The sequence below is a fragment of the Streptomyces sp. NPDC037288 genome (assembly GCF_055603265.1).
Window position 1 is genome coordinate 117,993 of record NZ_JBVJVY010000014.1, and the last position, 24,366, is coordinate 142,358.

The window sequence follows — 24,366 nt, forward strand, 5'->3', positions numbered from 1 at the left end:
ACCGACGTACCCGCCCGTACCACCCAGGAGACTCCGTATGAGCAACGTCGAGCAGTACCAGGGGAATCTGCAGTACGCCGTCGACATCGTGCTGTGCGTCGACGCGACGGGCAGCATGTTCCCGGTTCTCGACAACGTGAAGGCCAGCGCACTGCAGTTCCACGACCGGCTCAACGACGTGATGGCGAAGAAGGGCAAGGCGATCAGCCAGCTGCGGCTGAAGGTCATCGCCTTCCGTGACTTCGGCGACGACGCCTCGGACGCCATCCAGCAGACCGGGTTCCTCCACCTGCCCGAACAGGCCCGGGACTTCGAGGAGTTCGTGCGCGGCATCGACGCCTCCGGCGGCGGGGACATCCCTGAGTCGGGCCTGGAGGCGCTCGCTCTGGCCATCAACTCGCCCTGGGAACAGGGGCTCGACCGACGGCGTCACGTCATCGTGATGTTCACCGACGCCCCGGCGCACCCGCTGGGCAAGCACGCCTCCGTGCAGTCGTATCCGGCAGGCATCCCGCGCAGCCTGGACGAGCTGTTCGAACAGTGGGGATACGCGCGCAGCCAGACCTCGGTGATGGAACAGTCGGCGAAGCGGCTGGTGCTGTTCGCTCCGGACCAGGCGCCCTGGTCGGATCCGATCGCCGAGGAGTGGGACCTCACGCTCCACTTCGCGTCCAAGGCCGGCCAGGGCCTGGAGGAGTTCGAGATGGACGAGATCATCGAGACGATCGCGAACAGCCTGTGAGGCTGGACTGGCCCGGGTTCGAGCTGGAGTGCGACCAGACGGGCCACCTCGTCTTCCACTGGCTCCGCTACGGCAAGGTCAGGTCGCACGTACGCCGTTGCTCCCAGTTGCGGTTGCTGCCGCAGGGCTCGGACGGGCTGTCCCAGTGGGTCTTCCATCTGCGCTTCCCCGAGGGTCCGACACCCGGGCTCCTGGTGGTCCGGGTGGACGTCCCCGCGGACCGGCAGGAGGAGGCGGAGGAGTACACCGAGGTGCTGCGGCGGCGCTTCGGCATCCCGGAGCACGCGCCGGACAGCGCCGAGGAGTCCGGGCTGCAACGAGTGCCGCTCGACACCCAGGAGTGGCTGGCCGCACCCGCCTCCGACGCGTCGGAGGAACTGTTCGCCGAGGTGACGGCCCGCGTCGGCAGCGACACGGGCTGACCGCCCGCCCGGACGAACACGAGAAGGAGGGCAGCACGACGTGGCGGCATCGGCCAACTGGCGTTGCGCGGACTGCGACACGTTCAACGAGCCCGCGGAGACGTCCTGCACGACCTGTGGCGGGTCCCGGCGTGGCACCCCGCCGCTTCCGCACAGGTCCGGGCCGAAGCCGGCCGCGAAGCCGGGGCCGGGTGCGAAGCCGGGATCCGGCGGGGGGCCCGCACGCCCCGCCGCCAAGCGGCCCGGTGGTGCCGGACGCCCGCCAGGCCCTTGGCGCTGCTCCGAGTGCGACACGAACAACGCGCGTGCGGACCTGTCGTGCATCGCGTGCGGCACATCCTGGAAGGCCGCGCGCAGGAGCACCCCGAAGCCGTCGTCGTCCGGGGACACGGCCGCCAAGAAGCCGACGCCCCGGAAGTCACCGTCCAAGAAGAGCACCCCCCGGAGCACGACACCGTCGTCCTCGACCTCCAGGACCACGCCGCGCAGTACGCCCTCCACCCCCTCGACGCCCCGGAGCGCACCGCGGACGTCACGTCCGGGCACGTCCGGTGCGGCGGGCGGGCGGGGCGGCGCGGCATCGGGCCCGTACCGGCCGCGCACCGAGGAAGGCGTCTTCTTCCCGTCATCCGCCTCCCCCGGTTACCGGCCGGCCGCGCCGCGTGTCCCGGCCGCCCCGCGCCCGCGTCCGGCGCCGGTCTACACCCCGCCCCCCAGGACGCGGTACGTCCCGCCCGCCGGGAAATCCAGGAGCGGCGGCTGTGTGAGCGGCTGCGTCACGGTCTTCGCCGTGCTGTTCCTGCTCGGTCTGATGGCCAAGAGCTGCGACAGCTCGTCGGGCTCCGGCGGCTCGACGCCCACCATCGGCGCGCCGACCTGCCCGGACCGGATCGCCGCCGAGCTGCCCGACGGCGACGGCGCCGAGCTGGTCCAGGCCTACCGCACGAAGAACAAGCAGATCACCCTGTGCCGGACCAAGTCGGGATCGCTGTACTACTACGGCGAGTTCAGCGACGGCCGGGAGCACGGGATCGCCATGAAGGCGAAAACGACGAGCGAGGGCTACGAGGCCCGCAACGGCGAGTACCGCTACGTCATCCACGACCGCGTGGTGACCGTGTACCAGTCGGGCAGGCGGATCGGCGAGGAGAAACTGACCCCGGAGCCGTCACCGTCCTGACTCACGCGTCGCCGTACGCCTCCCCGCCCGGTTCGAACCCCGCTGTGCCCGCCGTCGCATCGGCGAGCCATGCGCGGAAGGCGTCCACGTCGGCGTCCGGCAGGCCGATCTCGATGGTGACGGCCTCGCCGTAGCGGACGTCCCGCACCTCGCGTCCGGTGGCGTGCAGGTCGTTCTGCACCTTGCCCGCGCGCTGGTGGTCGACGGTCACCGTGGCCAGCCGGAAGCGGCGCCGGGTGAGCGTGCCGAGCGTGTCGAGGGCCTCGCCCACGGCGCCGCCGTAGGCGCGGATGAGCCCGCCGGCGCCGAGCTTGACGCCTCCGTAGTAGCGGGTGACGACCGCGACGACGTACCGCATCTCACGGCGCAGCAGCATCTGGAGCATGGGGACGCCGGCGGTGCCGCCCGGTTCGCCGTCGTCGCTGGCCTTCTGCACGGAGGCGTCGGCGCCGATGACGTACGCCCAGCAGTTGTGGGTGGCGTCGGCGTGCTCCTTGCGCACGGAGGCGATGAAGTCCCGCGCCTCCTGCTCGGTGGCGGCCGGGGCGAGGGCGCACAGGAAGCGGGAGCGGTTGACCTCGGTCTCGTGCACGCCCGCGCGGGCGACTGTGCGGTACTCGTCCTGCATCCCGTCAGCGTATGCGCTGCGCTGGTCGCGCCGGGACGGGAGGTGCCCCTCCGTGCCGTCCTTCGGCGGCGGCCTCGCGACCGGTCACGCCCGCGCGGCGGCCGCATGTCGAACACAGCCCCGCACCCCTTTCAGGGCGCTAGCCCTTGCGGCCGCGCGGCACGGTGAACGACGTCAGGAGGGCCGCGCCCGGTGCGAGGGCGGCCCAGCCGCTGCCGTGCCAGTCGAGGACGGCGATCGCGGACGTCGGGAACTTCGTCCGTACCCGGTCCAGCGTGTCGTCGAGACCGTCGCCGGCCAGTTCCATGACCAGGTCCTCCAGCCCCGGGTTGTGCCCCACCACCAGCAGTGTCTCCACCTCGGGCGGTGCTTCGCGGACCACTTCCAGCAGCTCGGGTACGCCGGCCGCGTACAGCCGCCGGTCGTAGCGTACCGGCGGCGGGGTGCCCCACTCGGCGGAGGCCAGCTCCCAGGTGCGCCGGGCGCGTACGGCAGGGGAGCACAGGGCGAGGTCGGGCAGGCAGTCGGCGTCGGCGAGGGCGCGTCCGGCGGCCGGGGCGTCGCGCAGGCCGCGCGGCGCGAGCGGCCTGCGGTGATCATCGGCACCTTCGGGCCAGGCCGACTTGGCGTGCCGCAGCACCACCAGCCGGCGCAGCGGGCCCGCACCCGCCCGCGCGATCACGCGAGGCTCCCGAGATCGCGGGCGAGGTCGAGGGCGAGCAGGCGGTCGACGTAGACATACGTCTCGAACCGGGCGCCGTCGGACATATTCGGGTCGGTCTCCACGGACCGCAGCACGTCCAGCACGCCGGGCAGGTCGAGGTCGTCCTCCCACGCGGAGCGCAACCGCGCCCGCACCTCGTCGGGCACCGGCCGCGACGGCTGCCGCGCCCACCCGGCCACCGCCCGCCGCCACCGCGCCAACCGCCCGGCAGCCTCACCCAGCACAGCGGGGTCCAGCCGGACGGTTTCACCGCGCGGGACCGAGAGCAGAGCGAGCCGCAGAGCAGCCGGATCGGCGAGCAGCACCGGGAGCGCCGGGTGCACAGAGGGCTCCGGGGCGGGGGCGGACGCCCGGCCGGGAGCGGGTCCCGAAGCCCGGTCGGCGGCAGGCTCGGGAACGGGTGCCCCCTGACCCGGCCCGCCGGACCCTGGTGCGCCGGACGCTGGTGCGCCGGACCCTGGTGCGCCGGACCCTGGTGCGCCGGACCCTGGTGCGCCGGTCCCGGCCTCGGGCAGCGAAGCGCCGGCCGCTGAGGCGCCGGACCCCGCGGCGCCGAAGGCTCGCGGCGACTCCGCCCCATCGTCCGCATCACCACCCGGTCCCGCATCCGCACCCGGCACCCCTGCGGACGCCGATCCCGGGGCCCGGTCACCGGTCGGGCCCCCCGTCCACGCCACCGGTGCCACCCACAGCACCGGACCGGTGCGGAAGGCATCGGCGGGGGCGGACGTCACATGGATCGCCTGGGCCTCTCCCAGCCCCGACGCCAGGTCGCGGCCGTCCTCGAACGGGCGGATGGAGAGGGCGGTGGCGGCCGTGCGGAGTTCGGCGTGGCGGTGGGGGGCGGTGAGGATCGTCCAGACGGGGGTGCCGGACAGTTCCAGGGCGCGGACCAGGAGGTCGGCGGTGAGCAGCACCCGCAGGGCGGTCGGGTCGAGGCCGGAGGCGTAGGCCTCGATGCGGGTCAGGCCGCGGCGGGCGGGCGCGGCGGGGACGGGCTCACCGGTTCGGGCGTCGAGGATGTGCAGCACGGGGCGAGCGTAGGCGGGCGGGCGGTCGCGCGCAGGCACCTTGCGCCGATTCCGGACATGATGGCGGCTACGGGACGGGAATCCGGACCCGCCGGGTGCTGTTGCCCAGCCGAACAGTTACCCGTAGCGACTCAGGAGGCGGCCGTGTACGGCGACGAAGCCACGATCCGCAGGATTCTCACCGAGCTGGGCGACACCTGGGCGGTGGTCGGCCTGTCCGCCAACCGGAGCAGGGCCGCGTACGGGGTGGCACAGGCGCTCCAGCGGTTCGGCAAGCGGATCGTGCCGGTGCACCCCCGAGCCGAGACGGTGCACGGCGAGCAGGGGTACGCCTCCCTCGCGGACATCCCCTTCGACGTCGACGTGGTCGACGTCTTCGTCAACAGCGCGCTGGCCGGCGCGGTGGCCGCCGAGGCCGTGGCGAAGGGCGCGCGTGCGGTGTGGTTCCAGCTCGGCATCGTGGACGAGAACGCCTACGCGCGGACCCGGGCGGCCGGTGTGGACATGGTCATGGACCGTTGCCCGGCGATCGAAATACCCCTTCTGCAGTAGCGAATCTCTCCTTCTACTCACAATTCGTCTCTGAATATTGACATTCGTAGTGGGCCTCTGAGCTGTGACAAGGCCGTGACCGAGCGTGCGCCCAAGACAGCTAAGATCCCAGGTCAAAATTTGGTTAACACTCTTTTGCTCAGTCGGAAAGTCTCCCTAGCCTGTGGCCTCCTTGCTCGTTTAATCCTGCGTTTACGATCTGAGAGGCCACTTGACATGGCGAATGTCGACCAGGCTGCACCGGTAGCCACAAGCGACACCGGTGGTGGTCTGCGCCGCGACGTCGGACTCATCGGTCTGATGTGGGCCTCGGTTGGCTCCATCATCGGCTCCGGCTGGCTCTTCGGGGCCGAGAAGGCGGTCGTGGCGGCGGGCCCCGCCGCGATCATCTCGTGGGTGATCGGTGCGGTGGCGATCGTCCTCCTCGCGCTGGTTCACGCCGAACTCGGCGGTATGTTCCCCGTGGCGGGCGGCACCGCGCGCTACCCGCACTACGCCTTCGGCGGCCTGGCCGGTATGTCCTTCGGCTGGTTCTCCTGGCTCCAGGCCGCGACGGTCGCGCCGATCGAGGTCGAGGCCATGATCGGCTATGCCAAGCACTGGCACTTCGCCGACGGGCTGCAGAACACCAACGGCACGCTCACGGCCAGCGGCATCATCGTCGCGGTGGCCCTCATGGCCGTGTTCGTCGCGGTCAACTTCCTCGGCGTCCGCGTCCTGGCCCACACCAACAGCGCCGCCACCTGGTGGAAGATCGCCGTCCCGCTCGCCGCGATCTTCATCATCGCCATCGGCAACTTCCACCCGGCCAACTTCACCTCCGAGGGCTTCGCGCCGTTCGGCGCCAAGGGCGTCCTCACCGCGATCAGCTCCAGCGGCATCATCTTCGCGCTGCTCGGCTTCGAGCAGGCGATCCAGCTGGCCGGCGAGAGCCGCAACCCGAAGCGTGACCTGCCGCGCGCGACGCTCGGTTCGGTCGCGATCGGCGCCGTGATCTACGTCCTGCTCCAGGTCGTGTTCATCGCCGCCCTGCCGCACGCCTCCTTCGCGAAGGGCTGGGCGAACCTGGCCTACGCCGGCATCAGCGGCCCCTGGGCGGGTCTCGCCTCGCTGGTCGGCCTGGGCTGGCTGGCCTGGGTGCTGTACGCCGACGCGATCATCTCTCCCGGAGGCACCGGCCTGATCTACACCACCGCGACCTCCCGCATCTCCTACGGCCTGGCCAAGAACGGCTACGCGCCGAAGGTGTTCGCCAAGACGGACAAGCGCGGTGTGCCGTGGTTCGGTCTCGCCGTCTCGTTCGTGACCGGTGTGATCTGCTTCCTGCCGTTCCCGAGCTGGCAGACGCTGGTCAGCTTCATCACCTCGGCGAGCGTGCTGATGTACGCGGGCGCCCCGCTGGCCTACGGCGTGTTCTCGGACCGCCTCCCGAACCACGAGCGTCCGTACCGGCTGCCCTTCGGCAAGTTCATCTCGCCGCTGTCCTTCGTGGTCGCCAACCTGATCATCTTCTGGTCCGGCTGGGACACCCTGTGGCGCCTGGGCTTCGCGATCCTGATCGGCTACGTGCTGCTCGGCTCGTACGCCTGGTACGCGATCCGCAAGAACCTGCCCAACGCGCCGCGGCTGGACTTCAAGGCCGCTCAGTGGCTGCTCCCCTACCTGGCGGGCATCGGCGTGATGTCCTACCTGAGCACCTTCGGTGGTACCGGTGACCTGCCGCTGTGGTGGGACATCCTGGTCGTCGCGGTGTTCTCGCTCGGCATCTACTACTGGGCCAAGGCGACCGCCTCCCAGACCGAGCAGATCGAGCGCGACATCGACGAGGTCGTCGTCACCGACGCCCCGGCTCACTGAGCCACTCCCCCGCAGGTGTCCCGTCAGCAGAGCCGTGGCTGACGGGACACCGTCATAATGCGGGGATGATCTCCGCTTCCCCCCATCTCAACTCCGCGCCCGAGGAACGCCGTACGGTCGTCGTCGTGGGCGCCGGGCCCGCCGGGCTCACCGTCGGCGCCCTCCTGCGGGACGCCTCCGTCGACTGTGTCGTCCTGGAGACCGAGAGCAGGCAGTTCATCGAGACGCGACCCCGGGCCGGTGTCCTCGAGGAGTGGGCGGTGCGCGAGCTCGGCCGGCGCGGACTGGCCGGGCGGCTGCCCGAGCGGGCCGAGCTGCACAGCGCCTGCGAGTTCCGCTTCGGCGGCGAGCGGTACCCCTTCGGCTACGCGGACCTGACGGGCGGTCATCACTACGTCTACCCCCAGCCGCTGCTGGTGACGGACCTCGTGCGGGAGTACGCCGACGTACGCGGCGGCGACATCCGTTTCGGGGTGCGTGACGTACGGCTGCACGACCTGGACTCGGACCGGCCCGCGGTGTCGTACCGGTGCCCTCGCACGGGTGAACGGCGGCTGCTGCGCTGCGACTTCGTCGCGGGCTGCGACGGGGCGCGCGGGGTGACGCGGGACGCGATACCCGCGGAGCACAGGCGGATCGCCCGGCAGGACGACGGGATCGGCTGGCTGGCCCTGCTCGCGGAGGTACCGCCGTCGACGGACTGCGTCCTGTTCGGCGTCCACCCGCGCGGTTTCGCCGGGCAGATGCACCGCAGCCCCGAGGTGACCCGGTTCTACCTCCAGTGCCCGCCCGGCGACGATCCCGGGAACTGGTCGCACGACAGGGTCTGGAGCGAACTGCGCGAGCGGCTCGGCGCGGCCGGGGCGCCCCCGCTCACCGAGGGCCGGCTGATCGAGAGACGTGTCCTGGACATGCACCACTACGTCGTCGAACCGCTCCGCCACGGGCGGCTGTTCCTGGCCGGGGACGCCGGTCACCTGGTCGCGCCCATCGCCGCGAAGGGCATGAACCTGGCCCTGCACGACGCCTTCCTGCTCGGCGACGCGCTCGCGGCATACATCACGAAGGGGGACGACAGCGGCCTGGAGGGCTACTCCGCGGCCTGCCTGCGCAGGGTGTGGGACTACCAGGAGTTCTCACAGTGGCTGTCGGACATCTACCACGGCGTCGCGTCGGACGACCCGTTCCGCGCCGGCACCACACTGGCCCGCTTGCGCCGGCTGTTCACCTCGCCGGCCGCGGCGGCGGCCTTCGCCGAGCAGTACCTCGGCACGGCAGCCGCCTACTGACTGCCGGTGCGCCCTTCGGCGAGGTGGTGGTCCGCCGTCTTCAGGGCCTCCTCCACCAGTCGGCGCAGGTGTCCGTGCGGGAGTGAGTAGATCACCCGGCGGCCCTCCTTGCGGGTCTTCACCAGGCCCGCGAGCCGCAGCCGGGCCAGGTGCTGGCTGACGGCGGGACGGGCCGCGCCGCACGCCTCGGTGAGCGTCGTGACGTCGGCCTCACCGGCCGACAGGGCGTGCAGCAGGGTGAGACGGGTGCGGTCGCCGAGCAGGGCCATCAGCTCGGCGGCGAGCGCGAACTGCTCCTCGCCCGGGCTGCGCGGATGCGCATGGTGCGCAGGTGACAGGTGCATGCGTGCGCTCATACGCACATAATGGTCCCGTGGGCGCCACCCGTCCACTCCCGCACGGAAGGGGATCCACGTGAACGACCGGCACCCTCATCACCACGGGCCCGGCGGGCGCGGGCCCGACCGGCAGGCCCATGTGCACACACACGGCGCGCCGGGACACGACGACCACGCGCACGGGCACGGCGAGCCGGGGCACGCCGGGCGCTCCCACGGCCGGCGCGGCGCCGGAAGCTCCGCCCCGGCGCACGGCCACAGCCACAGCCACAGCCGCGAGGGCCGCGCCGCCCCCACTCCCGGTCTCCGGCACCGGCTGGCGCATCTCCTCACCCCGCACTCCCACGACACCGCCGACAAGCTGGACCCGGCCATGGAGGCCTCGGCGCACGGGATGCGGGCGCTGTGGGTGTCGCTGGCCGTTCTCGGGGTCACCGCGCTGGCACAGGCGGCCGTGGTGGCCCTGTCCGGGTCGGTGGCGCTGCTCGGGGACAGCGTGCACAACGCCGCCGACGCCCTGACCGCCGTCCCGCTCGGCATCGCCTTCGTGCTGGGGCGGCGGGCGGCGACCCGGCGGTTCACCTACGGCTACGGGCGCGCGGAGGATCTCGCGGGGCTGGTGATCGTGTTGACCATCGCCGCCTCGGCGGCCTTCGCCGCCTGGGCCGCCGTGGGACGGCTGCTCGATCCGCGCCCGGTGACGCACCTGCCGGCGGTCGCGGCGGCCGCTCTGGTCGGGTTCGCGGGCAACGAATGGGTGGCCCGGTACCGGATCCGGGTGGGCCGGGAGATCGGCTCGGCCGCGCTCGTCGCCGACGGGCTGCACGCCCGTACCGACGGTTTCACCTCGCTGGCGGTGCTGGTGGGCGCCGGAGGGTCGGCTCTCGGCGTGCACCTGGCCGACCCGGCCGTCGGGTTGGCGATCACGGCTGCGATCGTGCTGGTGCTGCGGGACGCGGCGCGGGAGGTGTTCCGGCGGATGCTGGACGCCGTCGACCCGGCGCTGGTGGACCGGGCGGAGCGGGCGGTGCGGGCGGTGCCGGGCGTGCGTGCGGTGGGTGAACTGCGGCTGCGCTGGATCGGGCACCGGCTGCGGGCCGAACTCGCGGTGGTGGTGGACGGCGAGGCGACGCTACGGCAGGCGCACGCGATCGCCGTCGAGGCCGAACACGCCCTGCTGCACGCCGTACCGAGACTGACGGCCGCCCTGGTCCACGCCGACCCGGCACCGGCACCGGGCGAGACGGACCCGCATCTCGCCCTGGCCCACCACCTGGCCGTGTAAGTGGCGGACCTGTTCCGGCCGAGGCCGTTCCCGCATGGGCTGACCTGCTGCTTTCTCCGGGTCCCGGGGAACGGATCTGCCGTTCGCCGGTCTCATGCGACCCCGAGCCCCTCCACCACCACGGCGCCCGGGAGTTCCGCCAGGGCCTTGCCGGGGACCAGCAGTTTGCCGCGCCGGCGTCCGCTGCCGACGAGGACGTAGGGCAGGTCGACGACGGCCGGGTCGAGCAGCACCGGCCAGCCGGCGGGCAGTCCGACCGGGGTGATGCCGCCGCCGTACTCCATGCCGGTCTCGCCGGTGGCCGTCTCCACCGAGGCGAAGGAGGTCCTGCGCGCGCCGAGTCGGCGGCGGACGACTCCGTTGACGTCGACCCGGGTGGTGGAGAGCACCACGCACGCGGCGAGGGTGGTCTCACCGCTCCGCTTGCCCGCGACGACCACGCAGTTCGCCGACTGCTCCAGCAGGTCGCGGCCGTAGTGCTCGACGAAGACGGCGGTGTCCGCCCACTGCGGGTCGGTCTCGACGTAGAGGATGCGGTCGGCGGGGACCGCGCCCTGCCAGTGGCGTACGGCGTCGGCGACCGGGGCGGTCAGCTCCCGAAGGCAGTCCGGGGCGGGGGTGGCGGTGGCGAAGTCTCCGATCGGTGGGCGCATGGCCGCACGGTAACAGCCCGCCGGCCGCCCCCCGCGGCGCGGTTCAGCGCACGGGCGGCACCGAGACGGCCATCACCATCTCCATCGGGACGTCGCCCTCGTTGCCGTACGTGTGCGAGGTGCTCGCCTCGAACGTGGCGCTCGCGCCGGTCGGCACGAGGTGCCTGACGCCGTCCACGGTCAGGGTCAGTTCGCCCGTGGTGACGTGGACGAGCTCCACGGTGCCCGGCGGGTGCGGCTCGGAGGGGCTCTGCTCGCCGGGCATCAACCGCCAGTCCCACATCTCCAGCGGGCCGGGTGCCTCCGTGCCGGCGAGGAGGCGGTTGTAGCTGCCGGCGTCGGTGTGCCACAGCCGTACGGCCTGCTCGGCGGGGACGATGCGGACGGTGGGGCCCTGCTCGTAGTCGAGCAGGGTGGTGATGCTGATGCCGAGCGCGTCGCCGATCTTGACGACGGTGCCGATGCTGGGGTTCGTCCGGGCCTGCTCGATCTGGATCAGCATGCCGCGGCTGACCCCCGCCCGGGCGGCGAGCACGTCCAGGGTGAAGCCGCGCACCGTGCGCCAGTGCTTGACATTGCGCGCCAGGGACTGGGTCAGCAGGTCGAGGTCCGACACATCACGTCCATCGATGGAGGTTCAATATATGGGATGACAGAGTTCACTGAACTGAACTACGGTGTGGTGCACCTGATCGTTCACCGAACTGTACTGCGAGGCTGGCCGTGACAGCGTTCTTCGCCCTGACCACCAGCCTCCTGTGGGGCCTGGCCGACTTCGGCGGCGGGCTGCTGACCCGGCGTACGCCCGCGCTGACGGTCGTGGTCGTCTCGCAGGCCGTCGCGGCGGCGGTGCTGGGCGCGATCGTCGCCGCGACCGGCGCGTGGGGCGAGGCCGGACCCCGCCTGTGGTTCGCGTTCGCCGCGGGCCTGGTGGGACCGGTCGCCCTGCTCTCCTTCTACCAGGCACTCGCGCTCGGCCCCATGGGGGTCGTCTCGCCGCTCGCGACGCTCAGCGTGGCCGTGCCGGTGGGCGTCGGGCTGGTCCTCGGCGAGCGGCCCGGGCTGCTCCGGGTCGCGGGCATCGCGGTCGCCGTCACCGGTGTCGTCCTCGCGGGCGGCCCGCAGCTGCGCGGCGCCGCCGTACAACGGCGCACGATCCTGCTCACGCTGGTCGCGGCACTGGGCTTCGGCACGGTGTTCGCCCTGATCACGGAGGCCCCGACGAACGTCACCGGCCTCTTCCTCGCCCTGTTCGCGCAGCGGCTGACGAACGTCGCGGTGGGCGGGGCCGCGCTCGCCGTCTCCGTCCGGCGCGGCGGCCGGGCGGTGCCGGAGGACGGCTTCCCCTGGGCCTCACTGCCCGCGCTGGCCTTCGTCGGGCTCGCCGACGTGGCCGCCAACGGCACCTACGCCGTCGCCGCCCAGCACGGCCCGGTCACCGTGGCGGCCGTCCTCGCCTCGCTGTATCCGGTGGTGACCGCGCTGGCCGCGCGCGGCTTCCTCAGCGAGCGGCTGCGCGCCGTCCAGGCGGCGGGCGCGGGTCTGGCGCTGGTCGGCACGCTGCTGCTGGCCACCGGCTGAGTCAGCCCTCGGTCTCCAGTTCCGCGAGCCGGGCCACCCCGTCCTCGTCCAGTTCCGCCAGCGCGCGCAACTGCTCCGGTGTCATCCCGTCCGGGATCGGCACCGGCGCCGGGGTCCTGAGCGGCGGCTGCCAGCCCTGCTCGGGTGTCCAGCGCCGGACGACCCGGGCCGGAGCCCCGGCGACCACGGCGTGATCGGGCACCGTGCCGCGGACCACGGCACCGGCCGCGACGACCACGTTCCGGCCGATCCGCGCGCCCGGCAGGATCACCGCGCCGGTGCCGATCCAGCAGCCCGGGCCGATCTCCACGGGCTCCATGCGCGGCCACTGCCTGCCGATGGGCTGGTGCGGGTCGTCGTAGGAGTGGTTGGTGGAGGTGACGTAGACGTACGGGCCGAAGTAGCAGTCGCTGCCGATGGTGACCGTCGTGTCCGCGATGACATGGCTGCCGCGTCCGAGGACCACCCCGTCGCCGATGCGCAGGATCGGATCCGGGCCGAGGTCCAGGTCGGGCATCAGGCCGGCGGTCAGCGTGACCTGCTCGGCGATGATGCAGTGGGAGCCGAGGTGGATCCAGGGTTCGCCGAAGACGGTGCCGAGTGGGAAGGCGAGCCGGGTGGCTTCGCCGATCGAGCCGAAGTGCAGGCGGCCGGGGTGGTCGGCGGTGACGGAGCCCGTGCGCTGCGCCCAGGCCCAGGCCGCGTGGACCACGCGTTGCGCCGCGCGGCGTCGCCAGGATGAGAACGTGTTCTTGCGCTTCGGCACGGGGTCACGTTACTCACCGGTTGTCTCCGGCGAGAGGGCGGGCTGCTGTGATCTTTGCCCCACACCGTGTCGTACCGTGCGGGGTACTTACGGATACGAGGAGACGGTGATGACGCAGCAGGCGCTGATCGTGGGTATCGGGGGCAAGGAGCCGCAGATCGATCCGGAGGCGTTCGTGGCGCCTACGGCCTCCGTGATCGGCGACGTCACGCTGCACGCCGGGGCCAGTGTCTGGTACGGCGCGGTGGTGCGCGGGGACGTCGAGAAGATCACCGTGGGCGCGCACGCGAACGTCCAGGACAACGTCACGTTGCACGCGGATCCCGGGTTTCCCGTGAGCGTGGGTGCGCGGGTGTCCGTCGGGCACAACGCCGTGGTGCACGGGGCGACGGTCGAGGACGACTGCCTGATCGGAATGGGGGCGACCGTGCTGAACGGGGCCGTGATCGGGGCGGGGTCGCTGGTGGCCGCTCAGGCTCTGGTGCCGCAGGGGATGGTGGTGCCGGCGGGGTCGCTGGTGGCCGGCGTGCCGGCGAAGGTGAAGAGGGCGTTGAGCGAGGAGGAGCGGCAGGGGGTCACCCTCAACGGCACGATGTACGCGGAGCTGGCGAAGGCCCACAAGGACGCCCATCGCTAGGCCGTCCGGCGGGCCGCCTCAATCCCCGGCGCTCACAGGCTCTGCCTCCCGTTGCGCCGGCTGAGCCTTCTTCGCCTTGCGCTTGATGATGAGCAGGGAGGCCAGGCCGATCAGGACCGCCGCTGCGAGCCCCACGTACGAGAACTTCTTCAGCCAGTCCTCGGCGACGATGCCCACGTAGTAGATGACGGCCGTGGTGCCGCCTGCCCAGCAGACACCGCCGAGGACGTTGGCGATCAGGAACTTCCAGTACGGCATGTGCAGGACGCCCGCGAGCGGGCCCGCGAAGATACGCAGCAGGGCGATGAAGCGGCCGAAGAAGACGGCCCACATGCCCCACTTCTCGAACGACCGCTCGGCGGTGGCCACATGGCCCTCGCTGAAGTGCCTCGGGAACTTCTTGGCAAGCCAGGCGAGCAGCGGGCGGCCACCCTTGCGGCCGATCGCGTAGCCGATGGAGTCGCCGACCACGGCGCCGGCGGTCGCGCAGGCGCCGAGGACGACCGGATTGATGCCGGAGTGCTGTGAGGACATGAGCGCCGCCGAGACCAGCACGATCTCGCCCGGCAGCGGGATGCCCAGGCTCTCCAGACCGATCACCAGGGCCACCACGGCGTAGACGGCGGCCGCGGGCACCGTGTCGAGCCATTCCTGGACGTGCACCGCCGGTTCCTCCCCTGTCGCCGTCCTTGCTTCGGGGGCGCCGCATGTAAAGCGCGCCCCAAGGGAAGGCTACCTGGTCGGCGGCGAACGGCGGCTTGCGCGCACTACCCGGCGGCACCGTCCCGCCCTCACTCCTTCGGTTTTCGGACATCCCGGTGTCACACGGGAGGGGAAGGCTCCCCGCTGTCTCGCCCGGCCCGCCTCCCCCAGGTCCCGCCGCGGGACCCGCTGCGGAAGGACGACGTCCCCGTGTCCTCAGTGTCCGAGTCCCCCTCAGTGTCCGAGTCCCCCTCGCTCGCCTCTCCGCCGGGTTCCCGGACGGCGGCGCCCGCGTCCGCCGACTCCGGTGATCCGCCGGACACCGGTCCGGAGCCCGCCGCCCGGCTCCCCTCCGTCCTGGCGGGCCGGCACATACGGCTGGTCCTGTGCCTGGCTCCGGTACTGCTGGCCGCCGGCTGGGCCGTCGCCAACCGGCCGGTGATGCACGAGGGCGTCCGGCGGCTCCTCGCGGCCGACCCGTGGTGGCTGCTGGCCGGGGCCGGTTTCACCTGCCTGAACTGCGTGGCGGCCTCGTGTGTGCGGCAGGGTGCCCTGCCCGACCGGCTGCCGCCGGGTCTGCTGCTCGCTTCGCAGTTCGCCGCCGGTGCCGCCAACCACGTGCTGCCGGGCGGGCTCGGCGCCCATGCCGTCACCCTGCGCTTCCTGCGGGGCCGCGGGGTGCCGGCCGCCCGGGCCACCGCGTCGATCGGGCTGTACTCGCTGGCCAAGTCCGGCGCGAAGACGGTGGTGCTGCTGGTGTTCCTGGCGGCGTCACCGGCCTGGCGGCGCCTCGGTGAGCTGGTACCGGACGGGCGGCTGCTGGTCCCGGTCGCCGCCGTCGCGGGCGGGGTCGTCGCGGTGGCCGGGGTGCTGCTGACGGTCGTACGGCCGCTCCGGCGGCCGGTGTCGGGGCTGCTGCGCTCCGCCCTCGCCGATGCCCGGGAGGTGCACACCCGGCCGTCCCGGGTGGTCGCGCTGTGGGGCGGGGCGGTCGCGATGCCGCTGGTCCAGGGGTCCACCCTGGCCTGTGTCGGTGCCGCGCTCGGACTGGGGCTGCCCTGGGCGCACGTGGTGCTCGCCTACCTCGCGGCGGGCACGGCCGTCGGGGCGGTTCCGGCACCGGGCGGGCTCGCGGTCGACGCCGCGCTGGTGTGGACGCTGGTCACCTTCGGCTCCGCACCGGCGCCGGCCACCGCGACGGTCATCGGCTATCGGGTGCTGACCGACTGGGTGCCGCTGCTGCCGGGCAGCCTGACCCTGTCCGCGCTCATCCGCGCGAGGGTGCTGTGAGTTCCGCTCACTCCCGGCGCGCCACCAGGCGGTAGGCGTTGGACAGGCCCAGGCGGTGGGAGAGGGGCCGTAGCGCGAACCGGTCGAGGAGGGTCGCGGTGACGAGCGCGGGCACCCCCGCGAGGAGGAGGGTGGTGCGCGCGGCCCGGCGCAGGGCGCCGGGCGGCTCGGGGAGCCAGGGGGCGTCCTCGCGCGGAGCGGTGTGGTCGAGGGCCAGCCAGACGGCGGCGAGCAGGTCGACCGGGTCGTGCGCTTCGGTGTGCTGTTCGGCGACCACCGTGAAGCCCAGCTCGGTCAGCCGCCGCCGGAGGCCAGCGACGGGCATGAGGTGCAGGTGCTGCGGCTGCAGCCAGGGCAGCCACCAGCGGCCGAGCAGCCGGGCGTAACGGCTCTGCGGGTCCGGCACCTCGATGAGCAGGTGGCCGCCGGGGCGTACGGCCTCGTGGGCGGCGCGGAGTTCACGGTCCGGGTCGGTGCTGTGCTCCAGGTAGTGGAACATGCTCACCACGTCGTAGCGGGCGGCGAGTTCGGGGGCGAGGGCGGGGAAGGCGCCGTGGTGGGCGTGGTCCACGCGGCCTTCGCGGGCGGCGAGTTCGACGCCGTCGGTGAAGTCGAGCCCGTCGAAGGAGGTGTCGGGCAGGACGGTACGGGCGGTGGCGCAGAAGTGGCCGTGTCCGGTGCCGACGTCCAGCCATGTCTTCGGGGCGGGGTCGTGCGGGAGCATCGCCTCGGCGCGGCCCCGGTACATGGCGGTACGGCCGCCGAAGGTGCCGCTCATGCGCTGTTCGCCGAGGCCGTCGTAGAAGTCGCGGTAGTAGAACTCCAGGCCTTCTTCGGTCAGTCGGGGGTTCTGGAAGGTGTGGCCGCAGTCGGCGCAGTGGTCGAGGGTGAAGCGGCCGGGCTTGTGCTGGAGCAGGTCGGTGGTGTGGAGGCGGGCGGCGAGCCGGTCCGAGCCGCACCAGGGGCAGGTCGCGCGCCGGGGTGCGAAGAAACGGTCGGTTCCTGCGGCCAGGTCCCGCTGGTAGGCGGGGCGCAGGGCGGCGATGCGGGCCGTGCGGGCACGCCTGTCGTTGCGGTCGCTCATCGGGCCTCCGCTGCGAGTCGTTCGAGGTGGGCCGCCGCGGCCCGGGCGCCGCCCGCCGCGCGGAACGCGGTGCGGATCCGGGCGGCGGCGGCCCGGTGGGCGGGGTCGGTGAGGACGGTGTCGAGGGCGGCGCCCAGCCGGTCCGCGCGGACCCGGCCGAAGCGGAGGCGGACGCCGGCGCCCGCGTCCACGACCTGTCCGGCCACCACGGGCTGGTCGTCGCGGATGGGTGCGACGAGGAGCGGGACGCCGTGCCACAGGGCCTCGCACACGGTGTTGTGCCCGGCGTGGCAGACGACGGCGTCCATCCTTTCCAGGAGGGGCAGTTGGGGCACGGACGGCAGTGCCAGGACGTCCTTGTCGTCGGGCGGCACCGCGAGGGCGCCGCCCGGGTCGGCGATCACCGCCTGTACGCGGTCGGCGCGTTCCCGCAGGGCGGTGAGGCACTCGGCGAGGAACCGGTCGCCCGCGTCGGCGTTCGCCGTGCCCAGGGTCACCAGGACCTTCGACCGGCCGTGGTCCAGCCGTTCCCAGGGGAAGCCGGGGCCGGCCGGGCGGCCGGCGAGCGAGGGGCCGACGTAGTGGATGTGCGGCGCCAACGGCGCCTGGGGACCGATGAGTTCGGGTGTGCTGAAGATCAGCAGGAGGTGCGGCGAGGACCGCGGATCGGCGGTGCCGGACGGGTCGCCGATGCGGGCGCGCAGCTCGGTGAGGCGGTGTCGCAGCCACTCGGCGACCTTCGGCAGGCCGTCGTAGGCGCCGGAGAACTCGGCCGAGGTGGTGGCCGAGGTGGCCCACGGCAGTCCCAGGCGTTCGGCCACCAGGGCACCGGCGAAGGCCTGTTGGTCGGCCACGACCACGTCCGGCCGGAACGCCTCGGCCGCCGTACGGACACCGGGCGCCATGGCGTCGGCGAGCGGCAGCAGATACCCCTCCCACAGGAACTTCAGCGCCTCCGCGCCCCGCAGGTCCGCAGGTCGTACGACACCCTCGGCGCCCGGCACCGGGCCCGCGCACCCGGACACCTCGGCGTCCGGGCCCGCGAGCCGCCGCACCAGCGCCGGGTCGGGGCACACCCAGGCCACCCGGTGCCCGCGCCCGGCGAGCCGGGCGGCCACGCCCACGGCCGGGTTGACGTGCCCGGTCAGCGGTGGCACGACGAAGAGGAAGGCACTCATCGGACACCCGCCCCGGCGCGGATCAGTTCCAGGATGTGTCCGCCGACGGCCGCGGGCGCCTCGACCAGCACCGAGTGCTCGTGCCCGGGCAGTACGACCGCCCGGTAGTCCGTCAGCAGCGCCTGCTTCAGCGGCACCAGGGCGGCGAGGTCCGACTCCCCGCCGTACACGCCGAGGACCGGGCAGCGTACGGCTCTGACGGCGTCCTCGGTCAGCACGCGGCTGGCGGGGATGTCCCGGCCGAGGGTGGTCTCGCGGGCGAGCCGGGCCGCGCCCTTGGCCAGCCGGGCCGTGTTGTGGCCCCGGTGGGCGGTGATCCAGGCGACGGCGTCGGGCTCGTTGTGCGCGAGTTCGGTCATGACCCGGTCGAGGATGCGGCCGAGTTTCGCCGCCCACGCGGCGGTCGCGGGCTCGGACTCGATCAGCGTCAGGCTGGCCGCGCGCTCGGGGTGCCGGGCGGCGAAGCCGAAGGCGATGGTCCCGCCGTAGGAGTTGCCGACGAGGTGGACGGGCCCGGTGACGGCCAGCCGGTCGAGGAGCGCCTCCAGGTCGTCGATGTTGTGGTCGAGGGTGTAGCCGTGCGGCGGGCGCTCGCTGCGGCCGTGCCCGCGCAGGTCGTACATGACGACGTCGAGTCCGGCCGCGGCGAAGGCGGGTGCGACGGTGAAGTAGTAGCTGGCCAGGCTGTCGGTGAGCAGGCCGTGCACCAGGACGACCGTGCCGTGCGGGGTGCTGTCGGCGGCCGGGGCCATGCGCTGGACGTGCAGCCGGATGCCGTCGGCGTCGACCATCGCCATGTCTCAGCCCGCCTGGGTGGTCTTCGGGTGGGCGGTCTTCGGGCGGGTGGTCTCCGGGTGCGTGGTCTTCAGGCTCCACACCACGTACTCCACGAGCCGGCCGACGGTCAGCTCGATGATCTCGTCGAACTCCATGCCGGCCAGGAACTCGGCGAGGTTGACCCGCTGCCCGTACCGCTCCTCCAGCAGGCCGGCCAGGGTGACGAGGTCGATGCTCTCCAGTTCCAGGTCGCGGTTGAAGGTGGTGGACAGGCCGATCACCACGTCGTCGTCGCCGTACTCCGCCAGCACCGTGCGGAGCATGCCGGTGACGTCGGCGAGCACGGCGTCGACGGTGGACTGCGCCGGCGCCGGATGCGCGGGGTTCGTCGGGAACGGATGCGTGGGGTTCATCGGGGGTGCTCCTCGGCTGCTTCGTGGGGGTGTCCGTCGTCGGCTCCCGGCCCGGTCGTCCAGGCCGCGTTCCGGCAGGGCGGGCGGATTGGTCAGCGCCGCGCAGTGCACGGTGTAGACGCGTTCCAGGCGCCCGGAGACCAGCAGCCGGCTGCCGTCCGGGGTGGTCTCCAGCACCGCGAAGTCCCGTGGCCGGCCGCCGAATCCGACGCCCTCGGCCTTGGCGACCGCCTCCTTGGCGGCCCAGAACCGGGTGAACCACAGGGCCCGCGGGTCGGGGCCGTCCTCCGAGCGGTCGTGCAGGAGCTGCAGTTCGGCCGGGCCGAGTGCGGTGGCGAGGGTCGCCGGATCGCGTTCGGTGACCTCTTCGACGTCGATGCCGGGACCCGGCCGCGGGGTGTGCGGGCGGACGATCGCCACGCCCGCCTCGCCGCGGTGGGCGAGCGACACGTCCAGCGGGGGCAGGGCGCGGCCGTGCACCCCGGTGACGTACGGGCGCCCCGACTCTTCGTTGTGGACCCGCAGTTCCGCCGGGAAGACGGGTCCCTCGCCGTGCTGCCAGAGCCACTGCCGTACGGCGTCCTTGACGGCGATCCGGCCCAGCAGCCACTGCCGACGCCCGCGCGGCGGGCGGGCGGCGTACTCGGTGCGCTCGGCGGCACCGAGCGAGTTGCGCATGATCAGCTCGCGTGAGGCGAGGTCCGGCCAGCGTTCGTGTACCAGGACCCAGCCGCCGGGCATGGCCGCGGACAGGGTGTGGCGGTCGGGGAAGCGTTCGACGGGGCGGGTGGTCGGGTCGTTGTCGAAGCGGCGGTCGTGCCAGCCGCCGATCACGGCCCACACCCGTCCGCCCACGGTCAGCTCCGCGTCGGCCTCCAGGACGGTGTCCGTGAGGGAGGTGATCCGCAGCACGCAGCCGACCTCGGTCCCGGGCGCCGGGTGCGGTCCGTAAAACCGCAGGTGCCGCATCCGCACGGGGAAGACGACGGTCCGCTCGGTCCGGGTCGCCATGATCCAGTAGCCGAGGAGCTGCCCCACGTTGTCGAGCAGTGCGCCGGGGGCGGCGGGCGCGGTGATCACTCCACGGATGTGCCGCTCGCCGATCGCGGTGAGGTCGGTCAGTCCCTGGAATCCGGGGCCGTGGAACATCCAGCGCTCCCGGTAGACCTGGGCCGCGGTGTGCTGGGGGCGGCGTTCCGGGGCGTCCGGGAGGGAGCTGGGCCGAGGTGGTGCAGGGTGGTCGGGGGCGAGTTCGACGACGGCACGGGCGGTGGGGCCGAACGCCACGGTGACGCGGTGGGGGTGGCTGGGGGCCGGGGGGAGGCTGACGCCGTCCGGGTGACTGGGGGCCGGAGTGACGGTGACCTGTATGTCGACGGGGGGTGTGGCGGTGAGCCAGCGGTCGAAACGGGCCTCGTGCACGGCGACCGCCCGCAGACCGGGGGCCGCCGTCTCCGCGGCGTCCATCATGTGCCGGACGATCGTGGTGGCGGGGACCACCGGCCAGCGGTCCTCGATGTCCGGCCAGCCGGGGCGTTGCGGGAAGAAGCAGTGGTCCAGGAGGTGGGGCATGGTGTGCGGGGAGACATGGACGGTGGTGGCGGTCGGGGCGGGCGCCATGAGCGCGGGTGCGGCGAGGGGCTCGGTGGGGGTGGGCTCGGACGGGGTGGGTGCGGCACCGGTGGTCGCGTTACGGGTTGACGCGGCGCCGGCGGTCCCGGTGAGGGTTGGCGCGGCGCGGGTCGGGCCGGCGAGGGTGGGGGCGGCGTTGGGGGCGCGGCGGCGGTCCGCGCTGATCAGCTGCGCCGCCGTGTCCGCGGTGTCCCGCAGCACAGCGGCCAGCTCGGCGGCGGCCGGGAAGCGCGCGGCGAGCCCGTCGAGTTCGCCGAGGCTGGGTATGCCCGGAGGGTTCAGGGGCGTGCCGGTCGGTCCTGGAGGGGCGGGGGGCGTGCGGTGTGCGACGGCTGGTGCCGGACGGTCCGGGGGCGGGAGCTGCGTGCCGGACGGTTCCGGGTGGCCTCGCGGCGTGAGGCCCGCGGCGGTTGGTCCCGCGCGGTCTGGGGGTGGGAACTGTGCGGACGGTCTCGGGCGGTCCGGAGATGCCGGGTCGGCGGTGAGGGACGCCACGCGCAGTTCCGCGCGGAGTGCGTCGAGTACCGGACCCTTCAGCGAGACCAAGGCGGCGCCGAGATCGAGCCGGACGGGCGGGCGCCGGGGGGCCGGGGCGGGCGCCGCGGCGCGGGGTGGCACCGCCGACGAGACGGACGTCCCCGCCGGGTGCGCCGACACCGGCGCTCCCGCAGTGCGGCGTGGCACCGCTGGCGGAACCGGCGCTCCGGCCGCCCACAACGCCGTCGCCACACGGCGGAGTTGGGGCATGCCCCCACGCTCGGGCACGTTGGCGGCGACGGTCAGATGGTCGCGGTCGCCGAGGGTGTCACCGATGAGGGAGGTAAGCCGGCCGGGGCCCGTCTGGACGAAGACGCGGTGGCCGGCGGCGTAGAGGGCCTCGGTCAGCTCGCGGAAGCGGACGGGTTCCAGCAGGTGCCGTACGAACAACTCGCGTACCGCCGGCTCCGCGTCCGGGAAGGGCGCCGCGGTCGTCCCGGACCACACCGGAACGCTCGGCGGGTGCAGCCGGAAGCGGTCGGCGGCCTCCTTGATGGGCGCGAGGTACGGCTCCAGCATCGGCGTGTGGAAGCCGGAGCGGAAGGGCAGCACCTGGCAGATGACCCCCTGGGCGCGCAGGGACCGCACGAACTCCTCGACCGCCGTGCCGGGTCCGCAGACCATGGACTGGCGGGGCGCGTTGTCGTGGGAGAGCACGATCCCGGAGTCCGCCCAGGACTCGGCGAGCGCGGCCCGGACGTGTGCGGCTGACGTGCCGAGGGCGGCGAAGGCGAGGCCGGGGACGGTGACCGCGTCGGGGTCGAACTCGGCCATGAACACGTCGACTTGCTCCGGCGCGTACAGCCCGGCCGCCACCATGGCCGTCCACTCGCCGACGCTGTGCCCGGCGACCGCGTCCGGTACGACCCCCATGCGGCGCAGCGCCTGGTCCAGCAGGCGCCCCACGCCGACGACCCCGAAGCCGTGCCGTCCTACGTCGCCGACCCGGACGTCCGTGCCGGGCGGCGGGGTGAGGCCGAAGTGGGCGGCGATGTCGTCGGTGCGGGGCGTGAAGTCGCCTTCCAGGCCGGGGAAGACGAACGCGAGCCGGCCGGCGGCCAGCCCGAGCAGCGGGCCCGGCCGGAACCACACGTCGCTACGGCCCTGCCAGGCGCGGCCCTTGGCGACCGCGCGGCGCGCCAGGGCGAGCCGCTTGGCGGTCGGGTCCACGATCCCGAGCCGGGCCGGGCCGGCGCCGGTGTGCGGCCGGGCAGGGTCGAGACCGGCGCCGAGGACGGCCGAGTCGTCGGCGCCGAGGGCGACGGCGAGGTCCGTCACACTGCCGGCGGCGAGCAGCAGGATCCTCTCGGGCTCGGTGACGCGGGCGGGAGCGGACACGGAGCACAGCCCGGGCGACGCCGCCTCCCCACGCCCCGGACGAGCACACGTGGCCTCCGCCGGAACCGCACCCGCAGGCACCGCCCCCGCCGATTCCGAACCAGCACCCGCAGGCACCGCCCCCGCCGATCCCGAACCGGCACCCGCAGCGTCCGCCGCCCCCGAACCCGAACCCACAGCGCTCTCCCCGACCCAACCGACAGGCACCGCCCCCGCCGCCCCCCAACCGGCAGGCACAGCCCTTTCCGCCGCGGCAACCGCGCCCCACACCTTTCCGGGCACCGAACGGTTTCCCGGTGCCTCCTCCAGCACCACATGGGCGTTGATCCCGCCGAAGCCGAAGGCGTTCACGGCGGCTCGGCGGACGGGTTGCCGCGGGCCGGTCTCCCAGGGGCGGGCCCGGTCCAGGGTGCGGAAGCGGGTGGCGGCGAGCGCGGGGTGCGGGGTGTCGCAGTGCAGGGTGGGCAGGAGGGTGCCGTGGTGGAGGGCGAGGGCGGCCTTGACCAGGCCGGCGACCCCGGCGGCCGGCATGGTGTGGCCGATCATCGACTTCACCGAGCCGAGGACGGGGCGCGCGGCGTCGTCGTCCCCGTACCCCGGCCCCGGACCGAACACCTCGGCGAGCGTGGTGAGTTCGGCCGTGTCCCCGGCGGGGGTGGCGGTGCCGTGTGCCTCCAGGAGGCCGACGGAGTCCGGTGCGGCGGGGTCGAGTCCGGCGGCCCGCCAGGCCTGCCGCACGGCTCTGGCCTGCCCGCCCGGGTCGGGTGCGACGAGCCCCGCCGTGCGGCCGTCGCTGGCCACGCCCGTGCCGCGGATCACCGCGTACACGCGGTCGCCGTCGCGTTCGGCGTCCGCGAGCCGCTTCAGTACGACGACGCCCGTGCCCTCGCCGATGAGGATGCCGTCGGCGTCGCGGTGGAAGGGGCGGATGCGCTGGGTCGGCGACAGGGCGCGCAGCTGGGCGAAGACGCTCCAGAGGGTGATGTCGTGGCAGTGGTGCACTCCCCCGGCCAGCATCAGGTCGCAGCGGCCGGTGGTGAGTTCGGTGACCGCCTGGTCCACGGCGACCAGGGAGGAGGCGCACGCCGCGTCCACGGTGTGGGCGGGGCCGCGCAGGTCGAGCCGGTTGGCGATGCGGGAGGCGGCGAGGTTGGGGACCAGGCCGATCGCGGACTCGGGGCTGTCGGGGCCGAGCCGTTCGGTGAACGCGGCGTGGATACGGTCGAGTTGGACGGTCGACAGGTGCGGTAACAGCTCCCCCAGGGTGCGCGTCAGTTGTCCGGCGGTGCGGACGCGCTGGTCGAGGCGGGCCAGGCCCGGGGTGAGATAGCCGCCGCGGCCCAGGACCACACCGATCCGGTCCCGGGCCGGGAGCCGGTCCTCGCCGCCCGCGTCGGCGAGCGCGGCGGCGGCCACGTCGAGGGCGATCAGCTGGTCGGGCTCGGTGCCGGGCACGGAGGCGGGCATGATGCCGTACCGGGTGACGTCCACCTCGGCCAGGCCGTCCACGAAGCCGCCGCGCCGGCAGTAGACCTGGCCGGGCACGGCCGGCCCGGCGGCCGAGCCGGGCCGGTAGGAGGCGGCGTCCCAACGGTCCGCGGGGACGTCACGGATCGCGTCGACGCCGTCGCGCAGGTTGCGCCAGTAGGCGTCGAGGCCGGGGGCGCCGGGCAGCAGCACCGCCATCCCGACGACGGCGACGGCGACGGGTATCCGGCGTTCCGTCATGT

The 24,366-nt window shown here is 73.6% G+C and carries 21 protein-coding genes and 1 pseudogene; 10 read left to right on the forward strand and 12 right to left on the reverse strand.

What is annotated here, in order from left to right; translation table 11 throughout:
* Nucleotides 1–37: 37 nt before the first annotated feature.
* The 3 genes from ACZ7GZ_RS18645 (at nt 38) to ACZ7GZ_RS18655 (ending at nt 2,344) form a co-directional block, all read left to right on the forward strand.
* Nucleotides 38–742: a vWA domain-containing protein gene (locus ACZ7GZ_RS18645; RefSeq protein WP_471025269.1), complete on the forward strand. Its 705-nt coding sequence runs from the start codon at nt 38–40 to the stop codon at nt 740–742.
* Complete coding sequence (locus ACZ7GZ_RS18650; protein ID WP_471025270.1) at nt 739–1,164, forward strand: hypothetical protein; 426 nt, start codon at nt 739–741, stop codon at nt 1,162–1,164. The genes ACZ7GZ_RS18645 and ACZ7GZ_RS18650 overlap by 4 nt, the downstream gene beginning before the upstream one ends.
* Before the next feature lie 763 nt (nt 1,165–1,927).
* The gene (locus ACZ7GZ_RS18655) at nt 1,928–2,344 is read left to right on the forward strand and encodes a hypothetical protein (protein ID WP_471025272.1); all 417 of its coding nucleotides are present in this window, start codon (nt 1,928–1,930) and stop codon (nt 2,342–2,344) included.
* A 1-nt stretch (nt 2,345) separates the two neighbouring features.
* On the opposite strand, the gene ACZ7GZ_RS18660 is transcribed toward ACZ7GZ_RS18655, so the two are convergent.
* From ACZ7GZ_RS18660 to ACZ7GZ_RS18670, 3 genes and pseudogenes are all read right to left on the reverse strand, one after another.
* On the reverse strand, nt 2,346–2,972 hold the full coding sequence (locus tag ACZ7GZ_RS18660) for a YigZ family protein (RefSeq protein WP_471025273.1): 627 nt from the start codon (nt 2,970–2,972) through the stop codon (nt 2,346–2,348).
* Nucleotides 2,973–3,111: 139 nt separating this feature from the next.
* Nucleotides 3,112–3,654, reverse strand: a complete 543-nt coding sequence (locus ACZ7GZ_RS18665; RefSeq protein WP_471025275.1) for a SixA phosphatase family protein — start codon at nt 3,652–3,654, stop codon at nt 3,112–3,114.
* A 704-nt stretch (nt 3,655–4,358) separates the two neighbouring features.
* A pseudogene (locus ACZ7GZ_RS18670) lies at nt 4,359–4,727 on the reverse strand (hypothetical protein); the annotation flags it as partial.
* 144 nt (nt 4,728–4,871) lie between these two features.
* On the opposite strand from ACZ7GZ_RS18670, the gene ACZ7GZ_RS18675 reads away from it, so the two are divergent.
* The 3 genes from ACZ7GZ_RS18675 to ACZ7GZ_RS18685 all read left to right on the forward strand — a co-directional run bounded on the left by ACZ7GZ_RS18675 (nt 4,872) and on the right by ACZ7GZ_RS18685 (nt 8,425).
* A complete protein-coding gene (locus ACZ7GZ_RS18675; RefSeq protein WP_471025277.1) occupies nt 4,872–5,279 on the forward strand; it encodes a CoA-binding protein in 408 nt (135 codons plus the stop codon).
* A gap of 216 nt (nt 5,280–5,495) precedes the next feature.
* The gene (locus tag ACZ7GZ_RS18680; RefSeq protein ID WP_471025279.1) at nt 5,496–7,136 is read left to right on the forward strand and encodes an APC family permease; all 1,641 of its coding nucleotides are present in this window, start codon (nt 5,496–5,498) and stop codon (nt 7,134–7,136) included.
* A gap of 65 nt (nt 7,137–7,201) precedes the next feature.
* Nucleotides 7,202–8,425, forward strand: coding sequence for a 4-hydroxybenzoate 3-monooxygenase (locus tag ACZ7GZ_RS18685; RefSeq protein ID WP_471025281.1), 1,224 nt, complete (start codon nt 7,202–7,204; stop codon nt 8,423–8,425).
* Here ACZ7GZ_RS18685 and ACZ7GZ_RS18690 read toward each other — a convergent pair.
* Nucleotides 8,419–8,781, reverse strand: a complete 363-nt coding sequence (locus ACZ7GZ_RS18690) for an ArsR/SmtB family transcription factor (RefSeq protein ID WP_471025283.1) — start codon at nt 8,779–8,781, stop codon at nt 8,419–8,421. The two genes, ACZ7GZ_RS18685 and ACZ7GZ_RS18690, sit on opposite strands and share 7 nt — an antisense overlap.
* Before the next feature lie 58 nt (nt 8,782–8,839).
* Between ACZ7GZ_RS18690 and ACZ7GZ_RS18695 the strand changes: the two genes are divergently transcribed.
* The gene (locus tag ACZ7GZ_RS18695; RefSeq protein WP_471025284.1) at nt 8,840–10,048 is read left to right on the forward strand and encodes a cation diffusion facilitator family transporter; all 1,209 of its coding nucleotides are present in this window, start codon (nt 8,840–8,842) and stop codon (nt 10,046–10,048) included.
* A gap of 92 nt (nt 10,049–10,140) precedes the next feature.
* Here the strand turns inward: ACZ7GZ_RS18695 and ACZ7GZ_RS18700 are convergent, their stop codons facing one another.
* Nucleotides 10,141–10,701, reverse strand: coding sequence for a YbaK/EbsC family protein (locus ACZ7GZ_RS18700; protein ID WP_471025286.1), 561 nt, complete (start codon nt 10,699–10,701; stop codon nt 10,141–10,143).
* A 43-nt stretch (nt 10,702–10,744) separates the two neighbouring features.
* Entirely contained in the window at nt 10,745–11,317 is a 573-nt protein-coding gene (locus ACZ7GZ_RS18705; RefSeq protein ID WP_471025288.1) for a helix-turn-helix domain-containing protein, read from the reverse strand.
* A gap of 107 nt (nt 11,318–11,424) precedes the next feature.
* Between ACZ7GZ_RS18705 and ACZ7GZ_RS18710 the strand changes: the two genes are divergently transcribed.
* Nucleotides 11,425–12,282: a DMT family transporter gene (locus ACZ7GZ_RS18710; protein ID WP_471025290.1), complete on the forward strand. Its 858-nt coding sequence runs from the start codon at nt 11,425–11,427 to the stop codon at nt 12,280–12,282.
* Nucleotide 12,283: 1 nt separating this feature from the next.
* On the opposite strand, the gene ACZ7GZ_RS18715 is transcribed toward ACZ7GZ_RS18710, so the two are convergent.
* Nucleotides 12,284–13,048: an acyltransferase gene (locus ACZ7GZ_RS18715; protein WP_471025292.1), complete on the reverse strand. Its 765-nt coding sequence runs from the start codon at nt 13,046–13,048 to the stop codon at nt 12,284–12,286.
* A 109-nt stretch (nt 13,049–13,157) separates the two neighbouring features.
* On the opposite strand from ACZ7GZ_RS18715, the gene ACZ7GZ_RS18720 reads away from it, so the two are divergent.
* The gene (locus ACZ7GZ_RS18720; RefSeq protein WP_471025294.1) at nt 13,158–13,685 is read left to right on the forward strand and encodes a gamma carbonic anhydrase family protein; all 528 of its coding nucleotides are present in this window, start codon (nt 13,158–13,160) and stop codon (nt 13,683–13,685) included.
* An 18-nt stretch (nt 13,686–13,703) separates the two neighbouring features.
* Here the strand turns inward: ACZ7GZ_RS18720 and ACZ7GZ_RS18725 are convergent, their stop codons facing one another.
* Entirely contained in the window at nt 13,704–14,348 is a 645-nt protein-coding gene (locus ACZ7GZ_RS18725) for a DedA family protein (protein WP_471025296.1), read from the reverse strand.
* 249 nt (nt 14,349–14,597) lie between these two features.
* On the opposite strand from ACZ7GZ_RS18725, the gene ACZ7GZ_RS18730 reads away from it, so the two are divergent.
* Nucleotides 14,598–15,677, forward strand: a complete 1,080-nt coding sequence (locus ACZ7GZ_RS18730; RefSeq protein WP_471025298.1) for a lysylphosphatidylglycerol synthase transmembrane domain-containing protein — start codon at nt 14,598–14,600, stop codon at nt 15,675–15,677.
* A gap of 7 nt (nt 15,678–15,684) precedes the next feature.
* Here the strand turns inward: ACZ7GZ_RS18730 and ACZ7GZ_RS18735 are convergent, their stop codons facing one another.
* Genes ACZ7GZ_RS18735 through ACZ7GZ_RS18750 form a run of 4 tightly spaced genes read right to left on the reverse strand, consistent with a single transcriptional unit; the run spans nt 15,685 to nt 24,364 of the window.
* The gene (locus tag ACZ7GZ_RS18735) at nt 15,685–16,761 is read right to left on the reverse strand and encodes a class I SAM-dependent methyltransferase (protein WP_471025300.1); all 1,077 of its coding nucleotides are present in this window, start codon (nt 16,759–16,761) and stop codon (nt 15,685–15,687) included.
* On the reverse strand, nt 16,758–17,939 hold the full coding sequence (locus ACZ7GZ_RS18740) for a glycosyltransferase (RefSeq protein WP_471025301.1): 1,182 nt from the start codon (nt 17,937–17,939) through the stop codon (nt 16,758–16,760). Before ACZ7GZ_RS18740 ends, ACZ7GZ_RS18735 begins: the two co-directional genes overlap by 4 nt.
* A complete protein-coding gene (locus ACZ7GZ_RS18745; RefSeq protein WP_471025303.1) occupies nt 17,936–18,736 on the reverse strand; it encodes an alpha/beta fold hydrolase in 801 nt (266 codons plus the stop codon). Before ACZ7GZ_RS18745 ends, ACZ7GZ_RS18740 begins: the two co-directional genes overlap by 4 nt.
* A gap of 3 nt (nt 18,737–18,739) precedes the next feature.
* The gene (locus ACZ7GZ_RS18750) at nt 18,740–24,364 is read right to left on the reverse strand and encodes a beta-ketoacyl synthase N-terminal-like domain-containing protein (protein WP_471025305.1); all 5,625 of its coding nucleotides are present in this window, start codon (nt 24,362–24,364) and stop codon (nt 18,740–18,742) included.
* Nucleotides 24,365–24,366 lie beyond the last annotated feature (2 nt).

Coding starts and splice junctions, on each gene's coding strand:
- ACZ7GZ_RS18645 (WP_471025269.1), top strand. CDS start 38: ATGAGCAACGTCGAGCAGTACCAGGGGAATCTGCAGTACGCCGTCGAC.
- ACZ7GZ_RS18745 (WP_471025303.1), bottom strand. CDS start 18,736: ATGGCGATGGTCGACGCCGACGGCATCCGGCTGCACGTCCAGCGCATG.
- ACZ7GZ_RS18660 (WP_471025273.1), bottom strand. CDS start 2,972: ATGCAGGACGAGTACCGCACAGTCGCCCGCGCGGGCGTGCACGAGACC.
- ACZ7GZ_RS18740 (WP_471025301.1), bottom strand. CDS start 17,939: ATGAGTGCCTTCCTCTTCGTCGTGCCACCGCTGACCGGGCACGTCAAC.
- ACZ7GZ_RS18735 (WP_471025300.1), bottom strand. CDS start 16,761: ATGAGCGACCGCAACGACAGGCGTGCCCGCACGGCCCGCATCGCCGCC.
- ACZ7GZ_RS18750 (WP_471025305.1), bottom strand. CDS start 24,364: ATGACGGAACGCCGGATACCCGTCGCCGTCGCCGTCGTCGGGATGGCG.
- ACZ7GZ_RS18700 (WP_471025286.1), bottom strand. CDS start 10,701: ATGCGCCCACCGATCGGAGACTTCGCCACCGCCACCCCCGCCCCGGAC.
- ACZ7GZ_RS18680 (WP_471025279.1), top strand. CDS start 5,496: ATGGCGAATGTCGACCAGGCTGCACCGGTAGCCACAAGCGACACCGGT.
- ACZ7GZ_RS18685 (WP_471025281.1), top strand. CDS start 7,202: ATGATCTCCGCTTCCCCCCATCTCAACTCCGCGCCCGAGGAACGCCGT.
- ACZ7GZ_RS18720 (WP_471025294.1), top strand. CDS start 13,158: ATGACGCAGCAGGCGCTGATCGTGGGTATCGGGGGCAAGGAGCCGCAG.
- ACZ7GZ_RS18690 (WP_471025283.1), bottom strand. CDS start 8,781: ATGAGCGCACGCATGCACCTGTCACCTGCGCACCATGCGCATCCGCGC.